Source organism: uncultured Methanobrevibacter sp., assembly GCF_947166415.1.
Classification (GTDB): domain Archaea; phylum Methanobacteriota; class Methanobacteria; order Methanobacteriales; family Methanobacteriaceae; genus Methanocatella.
On record NZ_CAMVEE010000007.1, the window covers coordinates 19,344 to 38,429 of the forward strand.

The following is a 19,086-nucleotide window of genomic DNA, read 5'->3' on the forward strand; positions in this document are numbered from 1 at the left end:
AATATTGTTAGTTTATACTAATAATTGATTCTGATTTTAAATAAAAAACAATATAAGATATAGTTTAAATGATTTTATTATATTCAACCTATAGTGTAGTTGAAATAAGATATTTTAAATACTATATGAGGTGTATTTAAATGGATGATAAAATATTAGAAGGTACAACAACAGTAGGAATCACCTGCAAAGATGGAGTTGTATTTGCAAGCGAAAGAAGAGCTAGTATGGGAAACTTGGTAGCTCACAAAGTCGCAGAAAAAATATTTAAAATTAATGATCATATTGTAACAACCATTGCTGGTTCAGTGGGAGATGCACAAAGTTTAATGAAAGTTATTGAAGCGGAAGTTTCTCTTTACCAAATGAGAAACAATGACAAAATGAGTGTCAAAGCTGCCGCATCATTAACCGCAAACATATTACGTTCAGGACCGATGTATGTTCAAACATTACTCGGTGGAATGGACGGAGACAAACCATCTCTTTACTCATTAGACCCAGCAGGTGGAATGATTGAAGACACTTACATCTCAACTGGATCAGGTTCCATAGTAGCTTATGGTGTCCTTGAAGACAGATTCAGAGATGATTTAACAATTGACGAAGGAATTGAAATAGCCATAAGAGCTATCAGAGCCGCTGCTGAACGTGACACATATTCAGGTAATGGATATTTGGTTGCTAAAGTAGACAAAAACGGATTTGAAATGTTAGATAATGAAAAAATTAATGATATTCTCAAGAAAATATAAGTAAGCTAATTTTTCATAACTAACTATTTTTTCATATACAATGTGTAGATAGTTTATGAAATTTACTTATTATAGCTTAAATGCTTTCATAAACTATTATATATACACAAACTTTTTTTGAAGGGATTATATGACTTCAGATATTTTAGAAGATATTAAAAAAGAGATTTTAGAAAAATTACCAAAGGAAATTCAAGTTTCAAAAGTCGAATTTGAAGGTCCTGAAGTTGTAGTTTACACTAAAAATCCAGAAATTATTACTGAAAACGGTGATCTAGTAAGGTCACTTGCAAAAGAGCTTAGGAAAAGAATTATTATTAGATCTGACAAAAGCGCTTTACTTGAACCTGAAGAAACAATCAACAAGATTCATGAAATAGTGCCTGATGGAGCAGAGATTACTGACATCTACTTTGATACAGTTACCGGTGAAGTAGTGATTACTGCAAAAAAACCAGGTCTTGTAATCGGAAAGTATGGTGTGACCTCCAGAAATATTGTAAAGAACACTGGATGGGCGCCTAAAATTCTAAGGACTCCGCCAATCAGTTCAGACATCATTGGAAAAATAAGGACTATCCAAAAAAATAGCAGCAAAGAAAGGAAAAAAATGTTGCAACGTCTTGGACGTCAGATTCACCAGGGAAGCAAACACCCTAACGACTGGGCAAGAGTTACTTCAATGGGCGGATTCAAAGAGGTAGGGCGTTCATCAATGCTTTTACAAACCCCTAACAGCCGTGTCTTATTGGACTGTGGTGTTAATGTTGCAGCATCCGACAATAAAAATGCATTTCCTTATTTGAATGCACCTGAATTCTCAATTGAAGAATTAGACGCAGTTATCATATCTCACGCTCACTTAGATCACTGCGGTTTTGTACCGTACCTTTACCACTACGGATATGAAGGACCAATCTACTGTACAACACCAACCAGAGATTTAACCACACTTTTACAATTCGACCACTTGGACATAGCTCACAGGGAAGGCAATCCTTTGCCATTTACCTCACAAGATGTTAAAAAAGCTATCAAACATACAATTACACTTGATTACGGTGAAGTTACTGACATTTCACCGGACATAAGATTAACCTTGCACAATGCAGGACATATCCTAGGTTCAGCGATATCCCATATGCACATTGGAGACGGAGCTCACAACTTAGTGTATACTGGAGATTTCAAATACGAACCATCAAGATTACTTGAACCTGCAACCATTAGATTCCCACGTGCGGAAACAGTGATTATGGAAAGTACATACGGTGGAAAAGAGGATGTGCAACCTTCAAGGAATAATGCTGAAAAAGAAATGATGAAAACCATCTACAGAACACTCAAACGTGGAGGAAAAGTATTGGTTCCTGTATTCGCTGTAGGAAGGGCACAAGAACTTATGGTTGTTTTAGAAGAATACATGAGACACGGACTAATTGAGGAAGTTCCTATATTCATTGACGGAATGATTTGGGAAGCAACAGCAATCCACACTGCAAGACCTGAATACTTAAGCAAAGACTTAAGAGACCAAATTTTCCACATGGGAAGAAATCCATTCGTTTCAGACATGTTTGAAAAAGTCCAAAACTACGACCAAAGAAAAGAAATTGTCGAAAGCAAACAGCCTTCAATTATCTTATCCACTTCAGGTATGCTTACCGGTGGAAACTCTGTAGAATACTTCAAATGGTTATGTGAAGACGAAAGGAACACCTTAATCTTTGTAGGATACCAGTCTGAAGGTTCAATGGGTAGAAGAGTCCAAAAAGGATGGAAAGAAATACCTCTTGAAGATGATGATGGCAGAACCAGACAATTCTGTGTGAAAATGGAAGTAAAAACAATCAATGGATTCAGTGGGCACTCAAACAGAAGACAATTGATGGAATATGTGAAAAGACTTAATCCAAGACCTGAAAAAGTCATTACCTGCCACGGAGATCCGTACAAAGCAGTCGATTTAGCATCTTCAATACACAGAAGTTACAAAATCGAAACCAAAACTCCGATCAATTTAGACTGTGTTAGAATCCATTAGGTAAATAACTATTAAATACTTAATAAAACATATATATAATATTGAAAAATATTATTTTTTTAAAAAAATAAACAAATAAAGCTTATATGGTGTAAAAATGGTTACTTATTCAGAATCTGGTGTTGATATAGACCTTGAGGCTGTTACTGTTTCAAAGTTAGCAGATAAACTTAAATCAACATTATCTTATAGGGATATCATCACCGACAGTGGTCACTATGCTGCTTTGGTTAAATTAGGAGACAAAGCCATCGCAATGAGTACTGACGGTGTTGGAAGTAAAATTTTAATTGCTGAAATGATGAACAAATACGATACAGTGGGTATTGACTGCATTGCCATGGTTGTCAACGATATCTTATGTGTTGGTGCAGAACCAATAGCATTAGTAGATTACCTTGCTGTTGAAAAACCAGACCCTGAAAGAGCAGCAGAAATTGCTGAAGGTCTTGTAAAAGGTGCTGAAGAATCTAGGATAGCTATAATCGGTGGTGAAACCGCATCACTTCCTGGAATTATCAAAGACTTTGACTTGGCGGGCACCGGAATCGGATTCGTAGATATCGATAAGATAATCACCGGTGAAAATATCCAGCCAGGAAACGTATTGATTGGTATTGAAAGTAACGGTATCCACTCTAACGGATATAGTTTAGCAAGAAAAGCATTGTTTGATGATGCTGGTTTTACTGTTGATGACAAGATGCCTGATGGAAACACAACCATCGGTGAGGAACTAATCAGACCAACTGAATTATACGTCAAACCTATTGTAGCATTATTTGAAAAAGAATATAATATCAATGGACTTGCCCACATCACTGGGGGAGGATTCACAAATCTCAGACGCTTGAAAAAAGGTGTGGGATATGATATAAACAACCTTCCGGAAGTTCCAGAGATATTTAAGCTTATTTATGAACAAAACGTAGACATCAAGGAAATGTATAGAGTTTTCAATATGGGTGTCGGTTTTGTAGTAATAGCTGAAGAAAGTGAAGCTGAAAAGATAATGGATACTTTGAAAGAGTACTGCAACTGTCAAATCATTGGTGAAGTAACTGCTGATGAGACAATTAAAGTAAAAGCTTTTGAAGGATCTGAAATTGAATACTGATTTGATAAGAAAATTGAGGTGTGCGAATGAAGATAATGAAAGATAATGAAATAGCTCTCGTTAAGGAAATATTGAAAAAATTAGGAGCTAGTGAAGAGGACAGTGAATTTGTAGCTGAAGCAACAATTGATGCTGATTTAAAAGGATTTACATCACATGGACTTGGAAGATTCCCACAATACTTGATAAGTATCGAATCAGGAACCATCAACTTAAAAGATGATATTGTAATCGAAAAGGAAACACCTGCAATCGCTTTAATCAATGGTAACAGCGGATTCGGACAAGCTGTATCATACAAAGCCATGCAAATAGCTATCAAAAAAGCAAAAGATGTTGGAATTGGATGTGTAGGTGTTCACAATACAAACCACTTCGGTGTTACAGGATTTTATTCAGACCTTGCATTAAGGGAAAACTGTATTGGATTGGTTCTTGCAAATACCGACCCTGCAATTGCACCATTGGGAGCAAGCAAACCTTTGATTGGAACCAACCCTATTGCGCTGGGTATTCCATCTGAATCATACATTACCGTAGACATGGCAACATCCGCCACAGCACGTGGAAAAATCATCGAATCCAAAAGAAAAGGACTTGATTTGCCTGACGGATGGGCATTGGACAAGGACGGAAAACCTACTAACGACCCAGTTGCCGCTCTTGAAGGATCAATATTGCCATTCGGTGGATTCAAAGGATATGCACTAGCATTGCTTGTGGAAATCCTAACCGGACCATTAGTAAGTGCAGGATACGGATACGGCGTAACAGGTACTGCTTCCCCAGATAAGGATTGTACCAAAGGAGACTTATACGTTGTAATTGATCCATCCAAATTCGTCGATTTTGATGAGTTTGTTGCAAATACTGAAGACTTCGTATCACAAATCAGGTCAACCGGAGAAAATGTAGCCATCCCTGGTGATTTAGAAGTGAAAAGAATCGCTGAAGCTGAAGCAAACGGTTTGGAAATTGATGCAAAATTATACGAACAGTTGAAAGAAATTTGTGAAAACTTAGATATCGATATTGATTCATACATAGAAGAATAATCATTATTCTTCAAATCTTTTTTTATTGACTATCGATATGAAATAATTAACAAGTCATATCGTGACAAACATGAAAAATTGTAAAATAAATTTGATTTTAGTACATTTAAATCGAAAATGATTATATAGAATTAAAACATAAAGTTAAATGTTATAAATTATTAATATTAAGTATACCGAAAATCATAATTCTTTTAAAAAAATATGATTTTTATTAAAAAGGAGGAAAAAAGTTATGAAACTTAAAAACTCTTACCTCTTGCTAATAGCAATATCGTTGTTTCTATTAGTAAGTATGGGGTCTGTTTGTGCAAGTGAAGATAATGCAACAGACATTACTACACAGGTAGACAATGAAGGGTTAGATGTTTTAGCTGTAGAAAATGACGGCACAATTTTAGAGGATGGTGAAGGAGACGGTGCCGACAATCCAGAACTAATGAATACTACAGTTTATGCCCAAGACACAGAAATACCTAAAGGAACTGAAACTAAAATTATCATGGTTGTTCAGGGCAATTCAAGCCAAACCCTTGATGTCCACCCAGATGAACTTACAGTCCTAAAAGGAGATGAAGAACTACATTTCATATATAATAATCCAGAATTGATTATTGTTGACGAATTAACAGTTGGAAAACATAACATAACCATTAACTTTTTAGGAAATGCTTTATACGGTAATTCATCAAAAACTATTACTTTATCAATATTTGGAAATAAAACATTAGATGCTCCATCCACAGTTACAACTGACGGAAATACTGTAGAAATTCCACTCATTGTTTCCGATGGTGTAATGGAATATATTGTTGATAAATCCAAATTAACTTTAAATTTAACATGTATTGACGAATATGGAAATGCGACTTCTGAAATAATCACTGTATTCAATATTGAAAACAATACAGTCAGATTCTCATTGAATCGCCAATTCGTTTCTGCATATGTGAATGTCAGCTATTCCGATGGACCAACTTCATCCAAAAGAGTTGCATTGAAATATGCTACACAAGTAAATGCAAATAATGTGAGATTTAATGAAAGTGACAATAAGACTATAACCATTTCAGTTTTAAGTGGTGAAAATGTATTGAATATTACTGCAGCTGATTTAAAAGTTATTGAAAACGGTAAAGAACTTCAATTCACATACAATAACTCAATAATTACAATTTCATCATTAAGTACCGGAAACCATACAATTACCATCAAATATCTTGGTAATGATACCTATGGAGAATCAAATAAAACTGTCACTGCATCTGTTGTTGGAAACATTACCATTAACGTTCAAACTCCAGTCAACGTGAACTCCACCAAAAAAACCAATGTGACAATCATAAACGTTACAAACGGTGTGGATCTATTTGACTTTGATACAAATAACATAAGATTTGACATAAGCTACAAAAGTGGTAATGACACAGTACCTGTTAATTATAACATCATTAACTTTGAAGATGGAACTTTCACATTAGAATTGGAAAATCTCAATTTCACAACCGCTACATTAACTGTTACATACAATAACACTGTTTCAAAAAATGTTACTTTAAATAGAATCTACAATGCAAGAATTGTAGTGGTCAACAATGAAAACGAATATAAGACAGGCAATTTCACATTCAAAGTAGTTGATACAGACAATGACGATGCTCCAATCAGCGGAGTAAAACTCTCATTATACACTACCGGAAATATCAAAGTCGGATTTTCAACCACTACAAACAGTGAAGGTATTGCAATCTTTAAAACCGCAAACCTATACGTCTTTGATAATGTCAACAATACCTTATCAATGCACGAATTAAGAGTAGGAAATTACACCGTAGAATTATCAACTGACAGTAATGTTAAATCCACAAAAGTGACAACCAATTTAACAATCACTAAAGCTACAATCAACATAAAAATTGATGCATTCACTGAACCTTACCAAACAAAGAAAAATGTAACAATCACAGTTACTAATTCACTTGGTGAGCCTATGCCTGGAATAATCATTCATTTATACATGCCAAAAACTACCGCTAAAGACTACTACTTCGGTACTGATTCAAATGGAAAAAGTAAAATTAGCGTGACAAATTTAATTCCAGGAACTTATTCATTAACAGTAAGCAACAATGATACAGTTAACATTAATGAAAAAAGCGTGAATGGAACAATCACTATTAAAAAAGTTGGCGTAAAGATTATTGCAAAAGACTCTGCTGTTAAATTCAACACTGGAGTTACTTCAATTATCAAAATCGTGAATGCTAAAACTGGAAAACCTGTACCTAACGCTGTCATTAAAGTAAAACTGTACACCACTTCCACAAAATACAACATTTTAAGATTCCAAGCTGACAGCAAAGGAGTCGTAAGATTCAGCGCTTCTTTAGCAGTTGGAAAACATAAAATGGTTGTGGGAATGGCCGAAGAAAACTACGAACCTAGATATGCTGCAAGTTCTGTAACCAAATATATTACCGTAACTAAAGCTACTGCAAAAATCATTGCACCAGCAGTAACAGCATACTACAAAGACGGCAAATACTTTACTGTAAGATTGGTTAATCCAGCCAAAAACAATCAACCTATCTACGATGCAAAATTAACCATTAAAATCTTTGCACCTACAAGATACTACACTTATACCGGAAATACCGGAGGAAACGGACAAATCAAACTTTCAATTGATTTAGCTCCTGGAACATATAGGGTTGAAGTAACCGGTGCTGATTCCAAAAACTTTGCATGCAGCAAAGTGGATTCAAAAATTACTGTTTTGAAATCCCCAACAAAATTGACCCTTACAACAGTAGTTGCTAAAAAAGGTTCAAATGGCTACTTTAAAGCTAAAATGACCAATACAAAAACTAAAAATGTAGTTAAAGGAGTTCAATTAACTATTAAGGTTTACACAGGCAGTTCATATAAAACATATACTGTAAGAACTGGTACTGATGGGATTGCTAAACTTCCTATTAAATCAATAGATGTTGGACTGCATAAGGTTGTTGTTACTTCGGCAAACAAATATTGTATTGCTACAGCTGCAACATCTTCAATAAAAATAACTAAATAGAGAAAATTAATTTTCTCTTACTTTTTTTCTTTTTGATATTTTGCATAAAAACCATCAGTATCAGCATATATTGTGTAAAAACCGAATTCTTCTGCTTTTTTAATTGATGATTTGATGTATTGTCTTCCCCATGATGTAATTGCCTTTGCACATTCAAATGAATACCATCTAAACCTTGGAAAACCATAAATACCATACATTGTATTTGCCAACCTTTTGATGGCCTGCTGCTGAACGTTTAAGGATTTCTTTTCTGTTTCATCTTGAGATTCCTTCATTTCACGTTTGAGTCTGAATCTTTCCTGCAGGATCTTATCGATGACTGAAGGAATAAATCCTTGAGGAGATTTCTTAAATTTCAATCCGTGTTCAGGAGAAATGTTATAATCGTCTTCATTTTCAACATCCCCAAGAACCATAACGTCGGGTGAGATGTTTTTGGATATAATCAAACTCGGATATAGGCTTCTGAAATCGAATTGCACCAAATTTTCGTGAAGGCCTGTTTCAGGTTCCCTCACATAACCGCCTTCATTGTCTTCTGCATTGGCGCGGTCTAAGAAATTAGCTCCCTGCTTGTTTGGAACCACTTCACCATCAAAATAAGCTTGTTTTACTAAAAACCATTCTGCCTGCTGACCTGTGGCCATACGGCTAACGTCAAATAATGGCTGACCTATGATACGGGTGAGCTCTAAATTAAGCGGCAATGTCTGCTCTGCAATCTTCAATGTGGATACCACATCATCAAGGGAATAATCGAACAGGTTATCCAATTCCTCACCACCATTGTCCCAAAATTCCCAAATCCTCTCACCAGGAACATCTATCTTTTCCTCACCAAAGAGCTCATAATAAACTCTTTCAAGAGTGTATCTTTCTAAAGTCATGTATCTTCTCATTACTAAATACAAATCAACATGAATCAATCCATTAAATGAAGCTGCATTTGCGTATCCCCTTCTGATATACTTTACATCAGATCCATCCATACCAATATCCAAATCAACACCTAGGATTTTGGCCCTGTCCTTAAGGTATGGGAAATCGAAATTATCTGAATTGTAACCTACAATAATGTCAACATTATTCTCTTTAATAATCCTTACAAACTCCTCAATCATTTCCTTTTCAGAACCTACATGATTTACGAAATCATCCCTATCAGCAGAGTTTGTCTTTGTTGATATTACCTGGTTGATGCCGAAATTGCTTGCAACTCCAATCATGATGATTTCATCATCTTCTGAGTTCGGCATTCCGTGAGGATTTCTGACTTCAAGGTCAAAACTTAGAATTCTGAATTTTTGAGGGTATTCGCTTGCGCGCCTTAGCTTATCAGTTAACTTGATTATTTTGACATCCTGCTTTTTGGAATCCAAATTAAGAAAAGACTCCTCTTCCTCACCTATTGCGGTTACTTCAGTCATAGGGATTACGTCCCTGTCCATCAGATATCTCCTATAAAATGGGATGTCAAATTCCCTAATCTGCATGACTCCTTCAAGATCCCTTAAAGTATCTCTATTCTTTGCAAGTTCTTGAGGATGCTTGAAAGTTACTTTAATGAATTCCTTTTCAATCTGAAAGTCCTTTTTGACAATCCTTTCAGCACGCACATCCTCCAGATTTTCATGAATTTCATTTATGCATTTATCGATTTCATCTGAAACGACATATAAATAAGGTTCAAAAGTGTCATCCAAAAGAATTACATTCTTGTCTCCCTGTTTTGAAAACAAACGGATGACTGGTTTTTCATCAAAAGTCACATAATCTATGTCAAGAATGACAACATTTTCCTGCATCATTCATCACCTAAAATATACTCGTTTCGGTAACTGTCTAAAACGGCATAAGTTATTCCTAAAATCAAAGGTCCAACGATAAAACCAACTATTCCATAAACCAATGGTCCGGAAAGGAATCCTATTAGCAGGATTAATGGATGTATGTCTGCATAATGGCTTGATAAAGCTGGTCTGATATACATGTCGACAGTGCTTAGGAAAAATCCGAACAGCAACACCACTATCGCTCTTGGATAGTTGCCGCTGAATATGTCTATGAAGAATAATGCCCAATAGATTGGCCATGGCCCAAATACTGGAATCAACTGAAGTATGCCTGTTAAAACACCTAAAAATATTCCGAATGGATATCCTAAAATTGAATAACCTATACATGCAAAAATACCAATGATAACAGAAGTTAAAAAGTGTCCATAAAATATGCTTCTTAAAACATCCTTAACAGACTGGATAGTGTTATCGAAAAAGTCTTTGGAATCATCCGGAACGAATGAACGGATGAATTCTATACATTTTCCCCCATCGCGAACAAAATAAAATATAGAACAAACCAATATAAATAAATCTAAAGTTATGTTTGCCAGTTTGCTTGCAAATTTAACAATATAATTTAAAATGGAAGTGCCAACTCCGGAAATTACAGATTCAATACTTGAAGCAATGGAATTGACATCTAGATTTGGCAAATACATTGATGCCAAATTAATGGTTCCTTGGAGATTTGCATTCGAATTGTTGGCTAAAACCCATGTTACAAATGCTGAAACCTCAAAAACAATATATGCGATTAACAGTATCAAAGGAATCAATACAAGAACCATCGCCAATAAAATGGAAATGGAAGAATATTTTAATTTGCTTTGAATTTTCAAGGCAACTGGCCTAATTCCATAGGCTAGAATAGCCCCCAAAATAACCATATTCAAAACAGGAAATATTATCATTAAAGAAACTACTAACAAGAATATTATCAGCAATACGGGCGGAGTTAAGTGTTCTTTAATATCTAATCCCATTTTATCACATCTTTAATATTTAACTCCAGAAGCGTCCCTTCTGTATTTCGCAAATTCAGTAATTTGAACTATCTTATCATTTTCAAAAACAGGTCCCTCAACGCATATTCTCCATCCTTCGCTGTCAACGCAACATTGGCCACATACTCCCAAAGCGCATTTCATGTATCTTTCAAGGGAATATTGTGCAGGTATTTTGGAGTTTTCAAGAATATCAAATATTCCTTTCATCATTATTTCAGGACCGCAGACAAATGCATAATCATAAGTTGTGCTTTCAAGCAGGTCATTAAGGCAATCAGTTGCAAAACCTTCAAATCCGAAACTTCCATCATCAGTGCATGGATGTACGTCAACTCCCATATCCTCTAAAGACTCAATATATAATAATTCATCTTTTGTTTGGGCTGCAGATATGACACTGACTTCATTGCCCTTATTGATTAAATCGCTTGCTATTGCATTGATTGGAGCCATTCCCACTCCACCTCCAATAGCTATAATCTTTTTACCTTCAAATGAATTGTCAAAGCCATTTCCATAACTGCCTCTGACACCGATCTGGTCGCCGACTTTTAGATCGTGCAATTGAGAGGTGAACTCTCCGATGTTTTTGACTGTAATTGCCAATTCGTTATCATTAATTTGGGCAATTGACATTGGTTTTTCGTTTTTAAAATTCCAAACCATGACAAACTCTCCGGGATTAGGTTTTCCAACAGATTCATAGTCCCAATCAAATTTAAAAGTTTTAATTGTAGGAGTTTCTTCAATAATTTCTGTTATTTCTACTATTTTCGGTTCGTTAATCATTTTTACAACTCCCTGTGTGCCAGTCCTACCATCTCATCAATGGATGAGTATCCCTTATCGGACATGAACTTTTCTAAACCGCTGTTGATTTTGGCAAATACGTCTACACCTTCATCCATAACGGCAGTTCCAATCTGCACTGCTCTTGCACCTGCAAAAATAAATTCCACAACGTCTTCAAAGGTGTAAATTCCGCCAACACCAATCAATGGAATGTCAACAGCTTCATAAACAGAATATACATTGCTGATAGCTATCGGTTTAATTGCCTTTCCACTCATTCCTCCGGACTTATGGAAAAGGACCGGTCGGGCGACATCAATATTGATTTTCATTCCAGGACCCAATGTATTGATAAGAGACAACGCATCTGCACCTGCATCTTCACAGGTTTTAGCGATTTCTGTGATATCTGTAACATTAGGTGTCAATTTTGCAATAATCGGAACATCTGATGCATCCTTTGCTGCTGAGACAATTGTATGGCTTAAATTACAATTCTGTCCGATTGACGCTCCAAATCCTTCCATTGCATGAGGGCAGGAAATGTTCAATTCAATCATGTCAACATAATCCTGGACTTCACTCACCAATTTTGAAAATTCATCGGGTGTTGCCCCATAAATGGATGCTATGACAACATTATTTTCATGTTCTATTTTTTTCAATTCCTCTTTAAAGTTTTCAACACCAGGATTTGAAAGTCCTATTGCATTCAAAATTCCTCCTTCAACAGCCACAGTTGTTGGATTCGGATAGCCTGGGTGAGGATTTAAAGAAAAAGATTTTGAAACTACTCCTCCTGCGCCTGATTTTAAAATCCAATTCATTGATGAGGCATTGCTTCCCATAATCCCTGCCGCTAACATCAGGGGATTCCTGAATTCCACTCCGCAAACATTTGTTTTCAACATAATATCAACTTTGTAATTAATTGTTTAATTAGTTTTTGTTAATTTTTCAATGATTTCCTGATATTTTTCATTTTGCAATTTCAAGCCAACACTATTGGTCTTATTGGTTTTGATGAGTTCTTCTTTTGATTTGATGAGGTTTTTAATCTGATTGTCCTGTTTTTCGATAATGATGTCCTTCTGTTTTAATAACTCCTCATAATTCTTTGTAATTTTTTTAAGCTGAAGTTCAAGGTTTTCAGTATTTGATGCGATTTGGTCTTTATAAGCGTCAATTAATGACCTTAAATATTTCACTTGATCCTGCTTGTCTTCAATGATGATTTCCTTTTCTTTAATCTTTTCTTCCAAATCATTCAATTCCTTACTTCTTGCCTTGTCATAATCTATTTTGGTGTCCAGCTTATCTTCCAGATTCTTATTTTGATATTTCAATTTGGTGGAATATATTTTCAGTTTATTGATTTCTTCTGTTTTTTGAGCGAGTTCCATATTTAGCTCATCTATTTCGGCATTTTTTAGTTCCAATTCATATCTTAAATCGTCCAAACTTTCCCTTGACATACAATTAATAATTTAAATTTCCTCATAAAAAATACTTTGGAGAGGAAACTGCAAATTTTAGATGAATAGACAATACTTATTAAAAATAAAATGAATAATTTATCTTATGGAATGTTATGTAACTTACTGTGTTAAAGGATTTTTAGCTTTTAATAATGAAAACAGATTAATTTCAGAAAAATTATTTCCGGAAGATGAAGTGCTCGACAGATTAGCTGACATTGATGATAAAAAGATTGTAGCTGAAGAGATTGAAATAATCGAAGAGCTGTCAAAAGATTATGATGAAATAATAATCGAATCGAATAAAAGATTGTCTGATTATTCCTGCGATAAAATTAAAATCCAAACACCAAATCAGGGCGGAGAATACTTGAGAAGCAACTATGCTGAATTTGGTTTGGATAATGATGCACTTGCTGAAATTTATCAGAATTTTGCAATTTATAGGATTAAAAAAGAATCTGCAGGAGAAGACAAACATCTGATACAGGCCATCAATTCCATAGACGAAATAGATGAGGCAATATCCAAACTAATCGAAAGGATAAGGGAATGGTATGCACTATACTTCCCTGAAATGGAAGTCATCAGAAATAATGAGACATACATTAAGCTGATTTCACAAAATAAAAGCAAGGAAGAGATTATAAAAGCAAAGCCTGATGCATTCCCGGGGGACATTATAGATCTCGAAGAGGATATCAATCCGCAAGACATAGAAATAATGAATAATTATGCCAATTCCATTTATGAACTTCAAAAATCAAGAAGAAACATTGAAGAATACATCGATTTAAAAATGCAAAGCGTTGCACCGAACTTGAGACTTTTGGTTGGTTCGACACTTGGTGCTAAACTGATTTCACATGCAGGTGGAATTAAAAGGCTTGCCCTATATCCGTCAAGTACCGTTCAAATAATGGGTGCTGAAAAGGCATTGTTCAGGCATTTGAAGAGCGGAGACAGACCACCCAAATATGGTTTGATCTACCAGCATCCTCAAGTGAGAGGCGCAAAATGGTGGAATCGTGGAAAAATAGCCAGAATGTTGGCAGGTAAAATATCCTTAGCCGTCAGAAGAGATGTTTTTACTAAGACATTCGATGAAAATGTTTTTGAAGATTTCAAGAAAAGAGTTGAAGAGATAGAAAAAGAGAATCCGTTTCCAACAAAGACCTCCAAAAGAAGAAGTGAAGAGAAAGCCAAATCCAAAAATAAGAAGAGAAAATCCAGAAAGAAAAAGAAAAGGAGATAGGCCATGAAAGTTTATTTTAAAAATGGAAATGTTGCAACTAAAAATATGACACCAGGCATATCAGTTTATGGCGAAGAGTTGATTGGTGAAGATGAAGAATATAGAATATGGAATCCTAGACGTTCAAAATTAGCTGCAGCGCTCTTAAATGGATTAGAAAATCTGGAGCTTCTGGACACTTCAAAAGTGCTGTACCTTGGTGCATCAACTGGAACAACCGTGTCCCACATTTCAGATATAGTACTTGATGGACGAGTATATGCCGTTGAATTTTCACCGACAACAGCCAAAAAACTGGTTCAGCTTTCAAGACAAAGACTTAATATTGCTCCGATTTTAGGTGATGCAACCAAACCGAAAGGATATCTCAACATTGTCGAAAAATCAGACTTAGTGTACTGTGATGTGGCCCAGCCAACACAGACAGAATTGTTTATGAGGAACATGAACTTATTCTCAAGTGAAGATGGAGTGGGTCTTTTAATGATTAAGGCTAGAAGCATAGACGTAGTACAAAAACCTAAAAAGATTTTCAAGGAACAAGAAAAGAAATTGAAAGAAAAAGGTTTTAAAATTATTGAAAAAGTAAAACTGGAACCATACGAAAAAGACCATATTGCATTGTTAGTGGAAAAAAATTTTTAAAAAAAATCAAGTAATTTTTTAAGCCAAATCACTAAAAAACAAACAAAGAGATAAATAAAAAATTACTACAAAAATCCCAAAAAAGTATTACTTAGATACCTTTTTATACTAGAAAATATTAAATAAAATATGCTAATGCAAATAAAATAAAAGTTCATTGAAACGTCCTTTAGGTTGATTCACTCTATTAATCACTCCATTTAACTAACACCTAAAGGCATGAACTTATTTTATTAAAATACTTATTTTTAGAAGACTTTTTTTTCAAGATAAATTTTGCTTATTTTATTTAAAAAAGTATTACTGAATATTGCCCTAATCAGCATATGAAATAGTAGTTATTTGCAGATAATCAAATCAATAATGGGACAATATTGAAACCAATTTTACAACATATACAAAAACAGCATTTGAAAATGAAAATACCATACTAGGATAATGACAAAATAAAGAAATTTTAAAATAAAAATTTGAAAATATAATTTTCACCAATCCCCAAGTGAAATCAAATCAATTATCTTAATTTTACGAAATAAATAAACAACACCTCATGATAAATCATGGTGAAATATTGATTATAAATTAAATAATTTTAAAAGATAATCTGAAAAAAGATAAATAGTAATTGGAGCATCTACATGCAACTATAATTTTTGAGAAATTACATCAAATATTGTTTTTGCAATCTGTTTTTTGGATGCCAAAGGAACTGATAGTACCTCATCATCAACAATCAGAACCTCATTGTTGTCGGACCCGAAATGGCAACCGTCCCTTGAAATGTCATTGGCTATTACAAGATCGGTACCAGCATCAACAATCTGCTTTTTAGCGCACTTGATTATCTCATCACGAGAAATGTTAAATTCGGCTTTGAATCCCACTAAAAAGATATCCGGATTGATTTTTTTGATTTGACGAATGATTTTAGTGGTTGGCTTTAAATTAAGAAATAATGAACTGCTTGAATCGATTTTCTTATCATCCTGTTTTTTAAATTCAAAATCTGAAACCGCAGCCGCAGAGATGAATATGTCATAGTCGCCTATTATGCTTAAAATAACATCATTCATTTCCTTACTTGTTTCAACAGGAATTGTTTCAAAAACAGATGGAATATCAACATTGACATTAGCTACAACCAATGTCAAGTCAGCACCTCGAATATAAGCTTCTTTAGCCAGTTCCAAACCCATCTTTCCGGAAGATTTATTGGTTATCCCCCTAACAGAATCAATGGGCTCGTAAGTACCGCCCATACTTATCAAAATCTTTTTACCCTTAACCATGTTCATCATTTGTTCAAGTTAATAGTTCTTAAAGATTCGAGGACAATATCCTCTTTAGACGAGAATTTTGCTTTGCCTTCATCCATTCTAGGTTTAATAAAAGTAGCTGAACCTTCCTGCTTGATTTTTTCAATGTTCTCTTTAATGGCTTCATACATTGAATCATGCATGGAAGGGACAAAGATTATCGGCGTATCATGACCGTAAGCAGTGATTAATAAAGTTGATATCGGATTGTCAGCTATTTTATGCGCAAATTTGGAAATGGTATTTGCAGTAGCTGGAGCAACAAGAATCAGGTCTTCCTGAGCATATCTTACATGCTCAATTTTACCTGTCAATTCAGTTACAACTTCCTGGCCTGTTGCAAATTCCATGGAATTTGGATGGATTATTTCACAGGCAGCTTCGCTCATGAAACATTTGACATCAACACCATTCCTTTTTAATTCACGGGCCAATTTTATAGATTCGGTAGCGGCTATGCTACCTGTAACGCATAATACAATCATTTTAACACCTAAAAAAATAATTATGTGATTCTAATGTCAGACAATATGAAATCAAATACGTACATATTGGATTCAAACTGATTTACAGGTGCGCTGTAAAGTAAAACATATGCCTGTCCACCTTTTTCAAACCAAACGGCTTTATGCTCTTTTTCTGTGCCGTTTATATTGGAAGTATACATATATTGTAAAGCTTCAATATCTCCAAGCATTACAGCTCCAGAAGACAATAGCTTGAAATTAGAATCATATTGCATGGATTTATATGTATTATTAACAAAAGTGTAGAAGTCTCCCCCTTCAATAGGTCTTTTTTCAACATTTATGTTCACTTGACCTACTCCGGCAGAATCAATGGAACTTAATTTTGAAATCGCCATGATTGAGTCTGGAGAAGTAGCTTCAGAGTAACCCCAATCAGAAGGATAATTAATAACAATACCTCCTTTTGATAATGTTAAAATAGATGTACTGTTTGAATCAGCACTTACCATTGAAACAGAAAGGACCGCCAAAGCCAATATCAATACAATGATACTTCCTTTTAATATTTTATTGTTCATAATCTTACCTCTGAATAGAATTAATTACCTTGCTGATTTGAACCGCCTTGATCAGATTGGGAGCCTTCATTGCCCCCTTGATCTGAACCGCCTTGATCAGATTGGGAACCTTCGTTACCGGAATCCTGGTTATTTGTATTGTCAGTTGGATTATAATCGTTGTTGGAGTTATCTGTTGAAGTATCTGTTGTGGTTTCAACATCTTGATTTTGATTATCATCTACAACTTCAGTGACGTTAACAACTTCTTCAGTAACGTTATAAGTAGTATTTGTAACGGTTTTATTTACAACCTCTTTAATTTCAGGAAATGCAGTGTCTTGAACTATTGCTACAGAATTTGTATTTGATACACTATCAAAATCGAAACTAAATACACCATATGCTATACCTGCTGTAAAGGCAACAACTAATACCAATACCAAAATTAATTTGAAAGTACCGCCATCCATTGATGATTTCTCTGGTTTATTATATTTAGCATCCCCTTTTTTAGGATTGATAATGTATTTTTCAACTAAATCTTGCTCTTCTTTTCTTTTATTGGTAGGTTTTCTTCTTTTTCTTTGATTATTGGACGGTTTACCTTGCATAGACCTTATCCTTTTGGTGGCTTCCCTAGCATCAATTGAATTTAGTTTATCTTCATATTTAGAACGGAAATAACTATACTTATCAGCAGAAAGCTTACCTGAACGATAATCTTTTTCTAAACTGTCCATGATTCTTAGAAGTTTTTCTCTATCATCAGCCATTCCTACCCTCCTGAAATTATTATAATAATATAGTATATATCAATTTTAATTTATAAGTTTACCTAATTGAAAGACTGCTTAGACACCATGTCTAAAATTCAGGATAGGAACCTAAAACTTTGAAAAAATAAGTGCTGTCTTCAATTTCATCAAGAATGTTTGCAATTTTTTCATCATCTTTGTGGCCTTCAAAATCAACAAAGAACAAGTATTTGCCCAAACCCTGTTTGGATGGCCGGGATTCGATTTTGGTTAAATTAATATTGTCCTGCTGAAAGATTCCTAAAATGTTATACAAACCCCCAGGACGGTCTTCATAAATTGAAAAGATAATTGAGGTCTTGTCCTTGCCTGTGATTTCATGACCATCCTTTGAAACTACAATGAACCTAGTTTCATTGTTGTCAACATCCTGAATATTGGACTCGAGAATTTCCAAATCATAAAATTCAATGGCTTTAGCATTTGCTATTGCTGCTTTAGATTTATCTCCAATTATATCCTTGGCCGCTCTTGCAGTACTTACTGCGTAATGAGGCTGAAGATTGTTTCGGGCAATAAATTCCCTGCATTGTGCTATCGCTTGGCCATGTGAATAAACATCTTTGATGTCTTCAATTCTACAACCGGGATTGACAATTAAATTTTGATTGATTGGAATGATAATCTCTTTAAAAATAGTCAAATCAAACTTGTGGGCCAATGAATCTAAAGTAACGCCCACAGGCCCTTCAATTGAATTTTCAATTGGAATAACGCCATATTTACATTCACCGCTATTTACGCTTTCCATAACCGCAGGAATGCTGCAGAAAGGAACTAGATTATCTCCCATGATGCTTGCCGCTTCGTGTGTAAATGTGCCATTAGGACCTAAAAAAGAAATTAAAGTAATATCA

17 protein-coding genes are annotated in these 19,086 nt (G+C 34.7%); 7 read left to right on the forward strand and 10 right to left on the reverse strand.

What is annotated here, in order from left to right; all coding sequences use genetic code 11:
• Nucleotides 1-140 precede the first annotated feature (140 nt).
• The 5 genes from psmB to Q0W25_RS02325 all read left to right on the forward strand — a co-directional run bounded on the left by psmB (nucleotide 141) and on the right by Q0W25_RS02325 (nucleotide 8,047).
• On the forward strand, nucleotides 141-755 hold the full coding sequence (gene psmB, locus Q0W25_RS02305; RefSeq protein WP_297827862.1) for an archaeal proteasome endopeptidase complex subunit beta: 615 nt from the start codon (nucleotides 141-143) through the stop codon (nucleotides 753-755).
• Nucleotides 756-885: 130 nt separating this feature from the next.
• A complete protein-coding gene (locus Q0W25_RS02310) occupies nucleotides 886-2,799 on the forward strand; it encodes a beta-CASP ribonuclease aCPSF1 (protein WP_297827860.1) in 1,914 nt (637 codons plus the stop codon).
• Between the two features lie 97 nt (nucleotides 2,800-2,896).
• Nucleotides 2,897-3,916 (forward strand): phosphoribosylformylglycinamidine cyclo-ligase, encoded by a 1,020-nt coding sequence (purM, locus tag Q0W25_RS02315; protein WP_298518437.1) that lies wholly within the window; start codon nucleotides 2,897-2,899, stop codon nucleotides 3,914-3,916.
• Between the two features lie 26 nt (nucleotides 3,917-3,942).
• Nucleotides 3,943-4,971: an L-sulfolactate dehydrogenase gene (gene comC, locus Q0W25_RS02320; protein ID WP_298518440.1), complete on the forward strand. Its 1,029-nt coding sequence runs from the start codon at nucleotides 3,943-3,945 to the stop codon at nucleotides 4,969-4,971.
• Nucleotides 4,972-5,206: 235 nt separating this feature from the next.
• Nucleotides 5,207-8,047: a hypothetical protein gene (locus tag Q0W25_RS02325; protein WP_298518443.1), complete on the forward strand. Its 2,841-nt coding sequence runs from the start codon at nucleotides 5,207-5,209 to the stop codon at nucleotides 8,045-8,047.
• Between the two features lie 17 nt (nucleotides 8,048-8,064).
• On the opposite strand, the gene Q0W25_RS02330 is transcribed toward Q0W25_RS02325, so the two are convergent.
• Genes Q0W25_RS02330 through Q0W25_RS02350 form a run of 5 tightly spaced genes read right to left on the reverse strand, consistent with a single transcriptional unit; the run spans nucleotide 8,065 to nucleotide 13,165 of the window.
• Nucleotides 8,065-9,855, reverse strand: a complete 1,791-nt coding sequence (locus Q0W25_RS02330; protein WP_298518446.1) for a DNA-directed DNA polymerase — start codon at nucleotides 9,853-9,855, stop codon at nucleotides 8,065-8,067.
• Complete coding sequence (locus Q0W25_RS02335; protein WP_297828392.1) at nucleotides 9,855-10,874, reverse strand: AI-2E family transporter; 1,020 nt, start codon at nucleotides 10,872-10,874, stop codon at nucleotides 9,855-9,857. The genes Q0W25_RS02330 and Q0W25_RS02335 overlap by 1 nt, the downstream gene beginning before the upstream one ends.
• A 12-nt stretch (nucleotides 10,875-10,886) precedes the next feature.
• The gene (locus Q0W25_RS02340) at nucleotides 10,887-11,687 is read right to left on the reverse strand and encodes a dihydroorotate dehydrogenase electron transfer subunit (RefSeq protein ID WP_298518450.1); all 801 of its coding nucleotides are present in this window, start codon (nucleotides 11,685-11,687) and stop codon (nucleotides 10,887-10,889) included.
• A 2-nt stretch (nucleotides 11,688-11,689) separates the two neighbouring features.
• On the reverse strand, nucleotides 11,690-12,601 hold the full coding sequence (locus tag Q0W25_RS02345; protein ID WP_298518453.1) for a dihydroorotate dehydrogenase: 912 nt from the start codon (nucleotides 12,599-12,601) through the stop codon (nucleotides 11,690-11,692).
• Between the two features lie 24 nt (nucleotides 12,602-12,625).
• Nucleotides 12,626-13,165, reverse strand: a complete 540-nt coding sequence (locus tag Q0W25_RS02350) for a glycosyl transferase (protein WP_298518456.1) — start codon at nucleotides 13,163-13,165, stop codon at nucleotides 12,626-12,628.
• 106 nt (nucleotides 13,166-13,271) lie between these two features.
• Between Q0W25_RS02350 and Q0W25_RS02355 the strand changes: the two genes are divergently transcribed.
• Complete coding sequence (locus tag Q0W25_RS02355; RefSeq protein ID WP_298518458.1) at nucleotides 13,272-14,423, forward strand: NOP5/NOP56 family protein; 1,152 nt, start codon at nucleotides 13,272-13,274, stop codon at nucleotides 14,421-14,423.
• Between the two features lie 3 nt (nucleotides 14,424-14,426).
• Nucleotides 14,427-15,068: a fibrillarin-like rRNA/tRNA 2'-O-methyltransferase gene (locus tag Q0W25_RS02360; protein WP_298518461.1), complete on the forward strand. Its 642-nt coding sequence runs from the start codon at nucleotides 14,427-14,429 to the stop codon at nucleotides 15,066-15,068.
• Between the two features lie 644 nt (nucleotides 15,069-15,712).
• Here the strand turns inward: Q0W25_RS02360 and Q0W25_RS02365 are convergent.
• The 5 genes from Q0W25_RS02365 to pheA form a co-directional block, all read right to left on the reverse strand.
• Nucleotides 15,713-16,327: a phosphopantothenoylcysteine decarboxylase gene (locus Q0W25_RS02365; RefSeq protein ID WP_367269914.1), complete on the reverse strand. Its 615-nt coding sequence runs from the start codon at nucleotides 16,325-16,327 to the stop codon at nucleotides 15,713-15,715.
• A 35-nt stretch (nucleotides 16,328-16,362) separates the two neighbouring features.
• Nucleotides 16,363-16,869 (reverse strand): flavoprotein, encoded by a 507-nt coding sequence (locus tag Q0W25_RS02370; protein WP_298518467.1) that lies wholly within the window; start codon nucleotides 16,867-16,869, stop codon nucleotides 16,363-16,365.
• A 20-nt stretch (nucleotides 16,870-16,889) separates the two neighbouring features.
• Complete coding sequence (locus tag Q0W25_RS02375; protein ID WP_297825123.1) at nucleotides 16,890-17,432, reverse strand: hypothetical protein; 543 nt, start codon at nucleotides 17,430-17,432, stop codon at nucleotides 16,890-16,892.
• A 20-nt stretch (nucleotides 17,433-17,452) separates the two neighbouring features.
• Nucleotides 17,453-18,187 carry an endoglucanase gene (locus Q0W25_RS02380; RefSeq protein WP_298518470.1) on the reverse strand — a complete coding sequence of 245 codons (735 nt, stop codon included), beginning with the start codon at nucleotides 18,185-18,187 and terminating at the stop codon, nucleotides 17,453-17,455.
• A gap of 91 nt (nucleotides 18,188-18,278) precedes the next feature.
• Entirely contained in the window at nucleotides 18,279-19,082 is an 804-nt protein-coding gene (gene pheA / locus Q0W25_RS02385) for a prephenate dehydratase (protein ID WP_298518534.1), read from the reverse strand.
• Nucleotides 19,083-19,086: the final 4 nt, after the last annotated feature.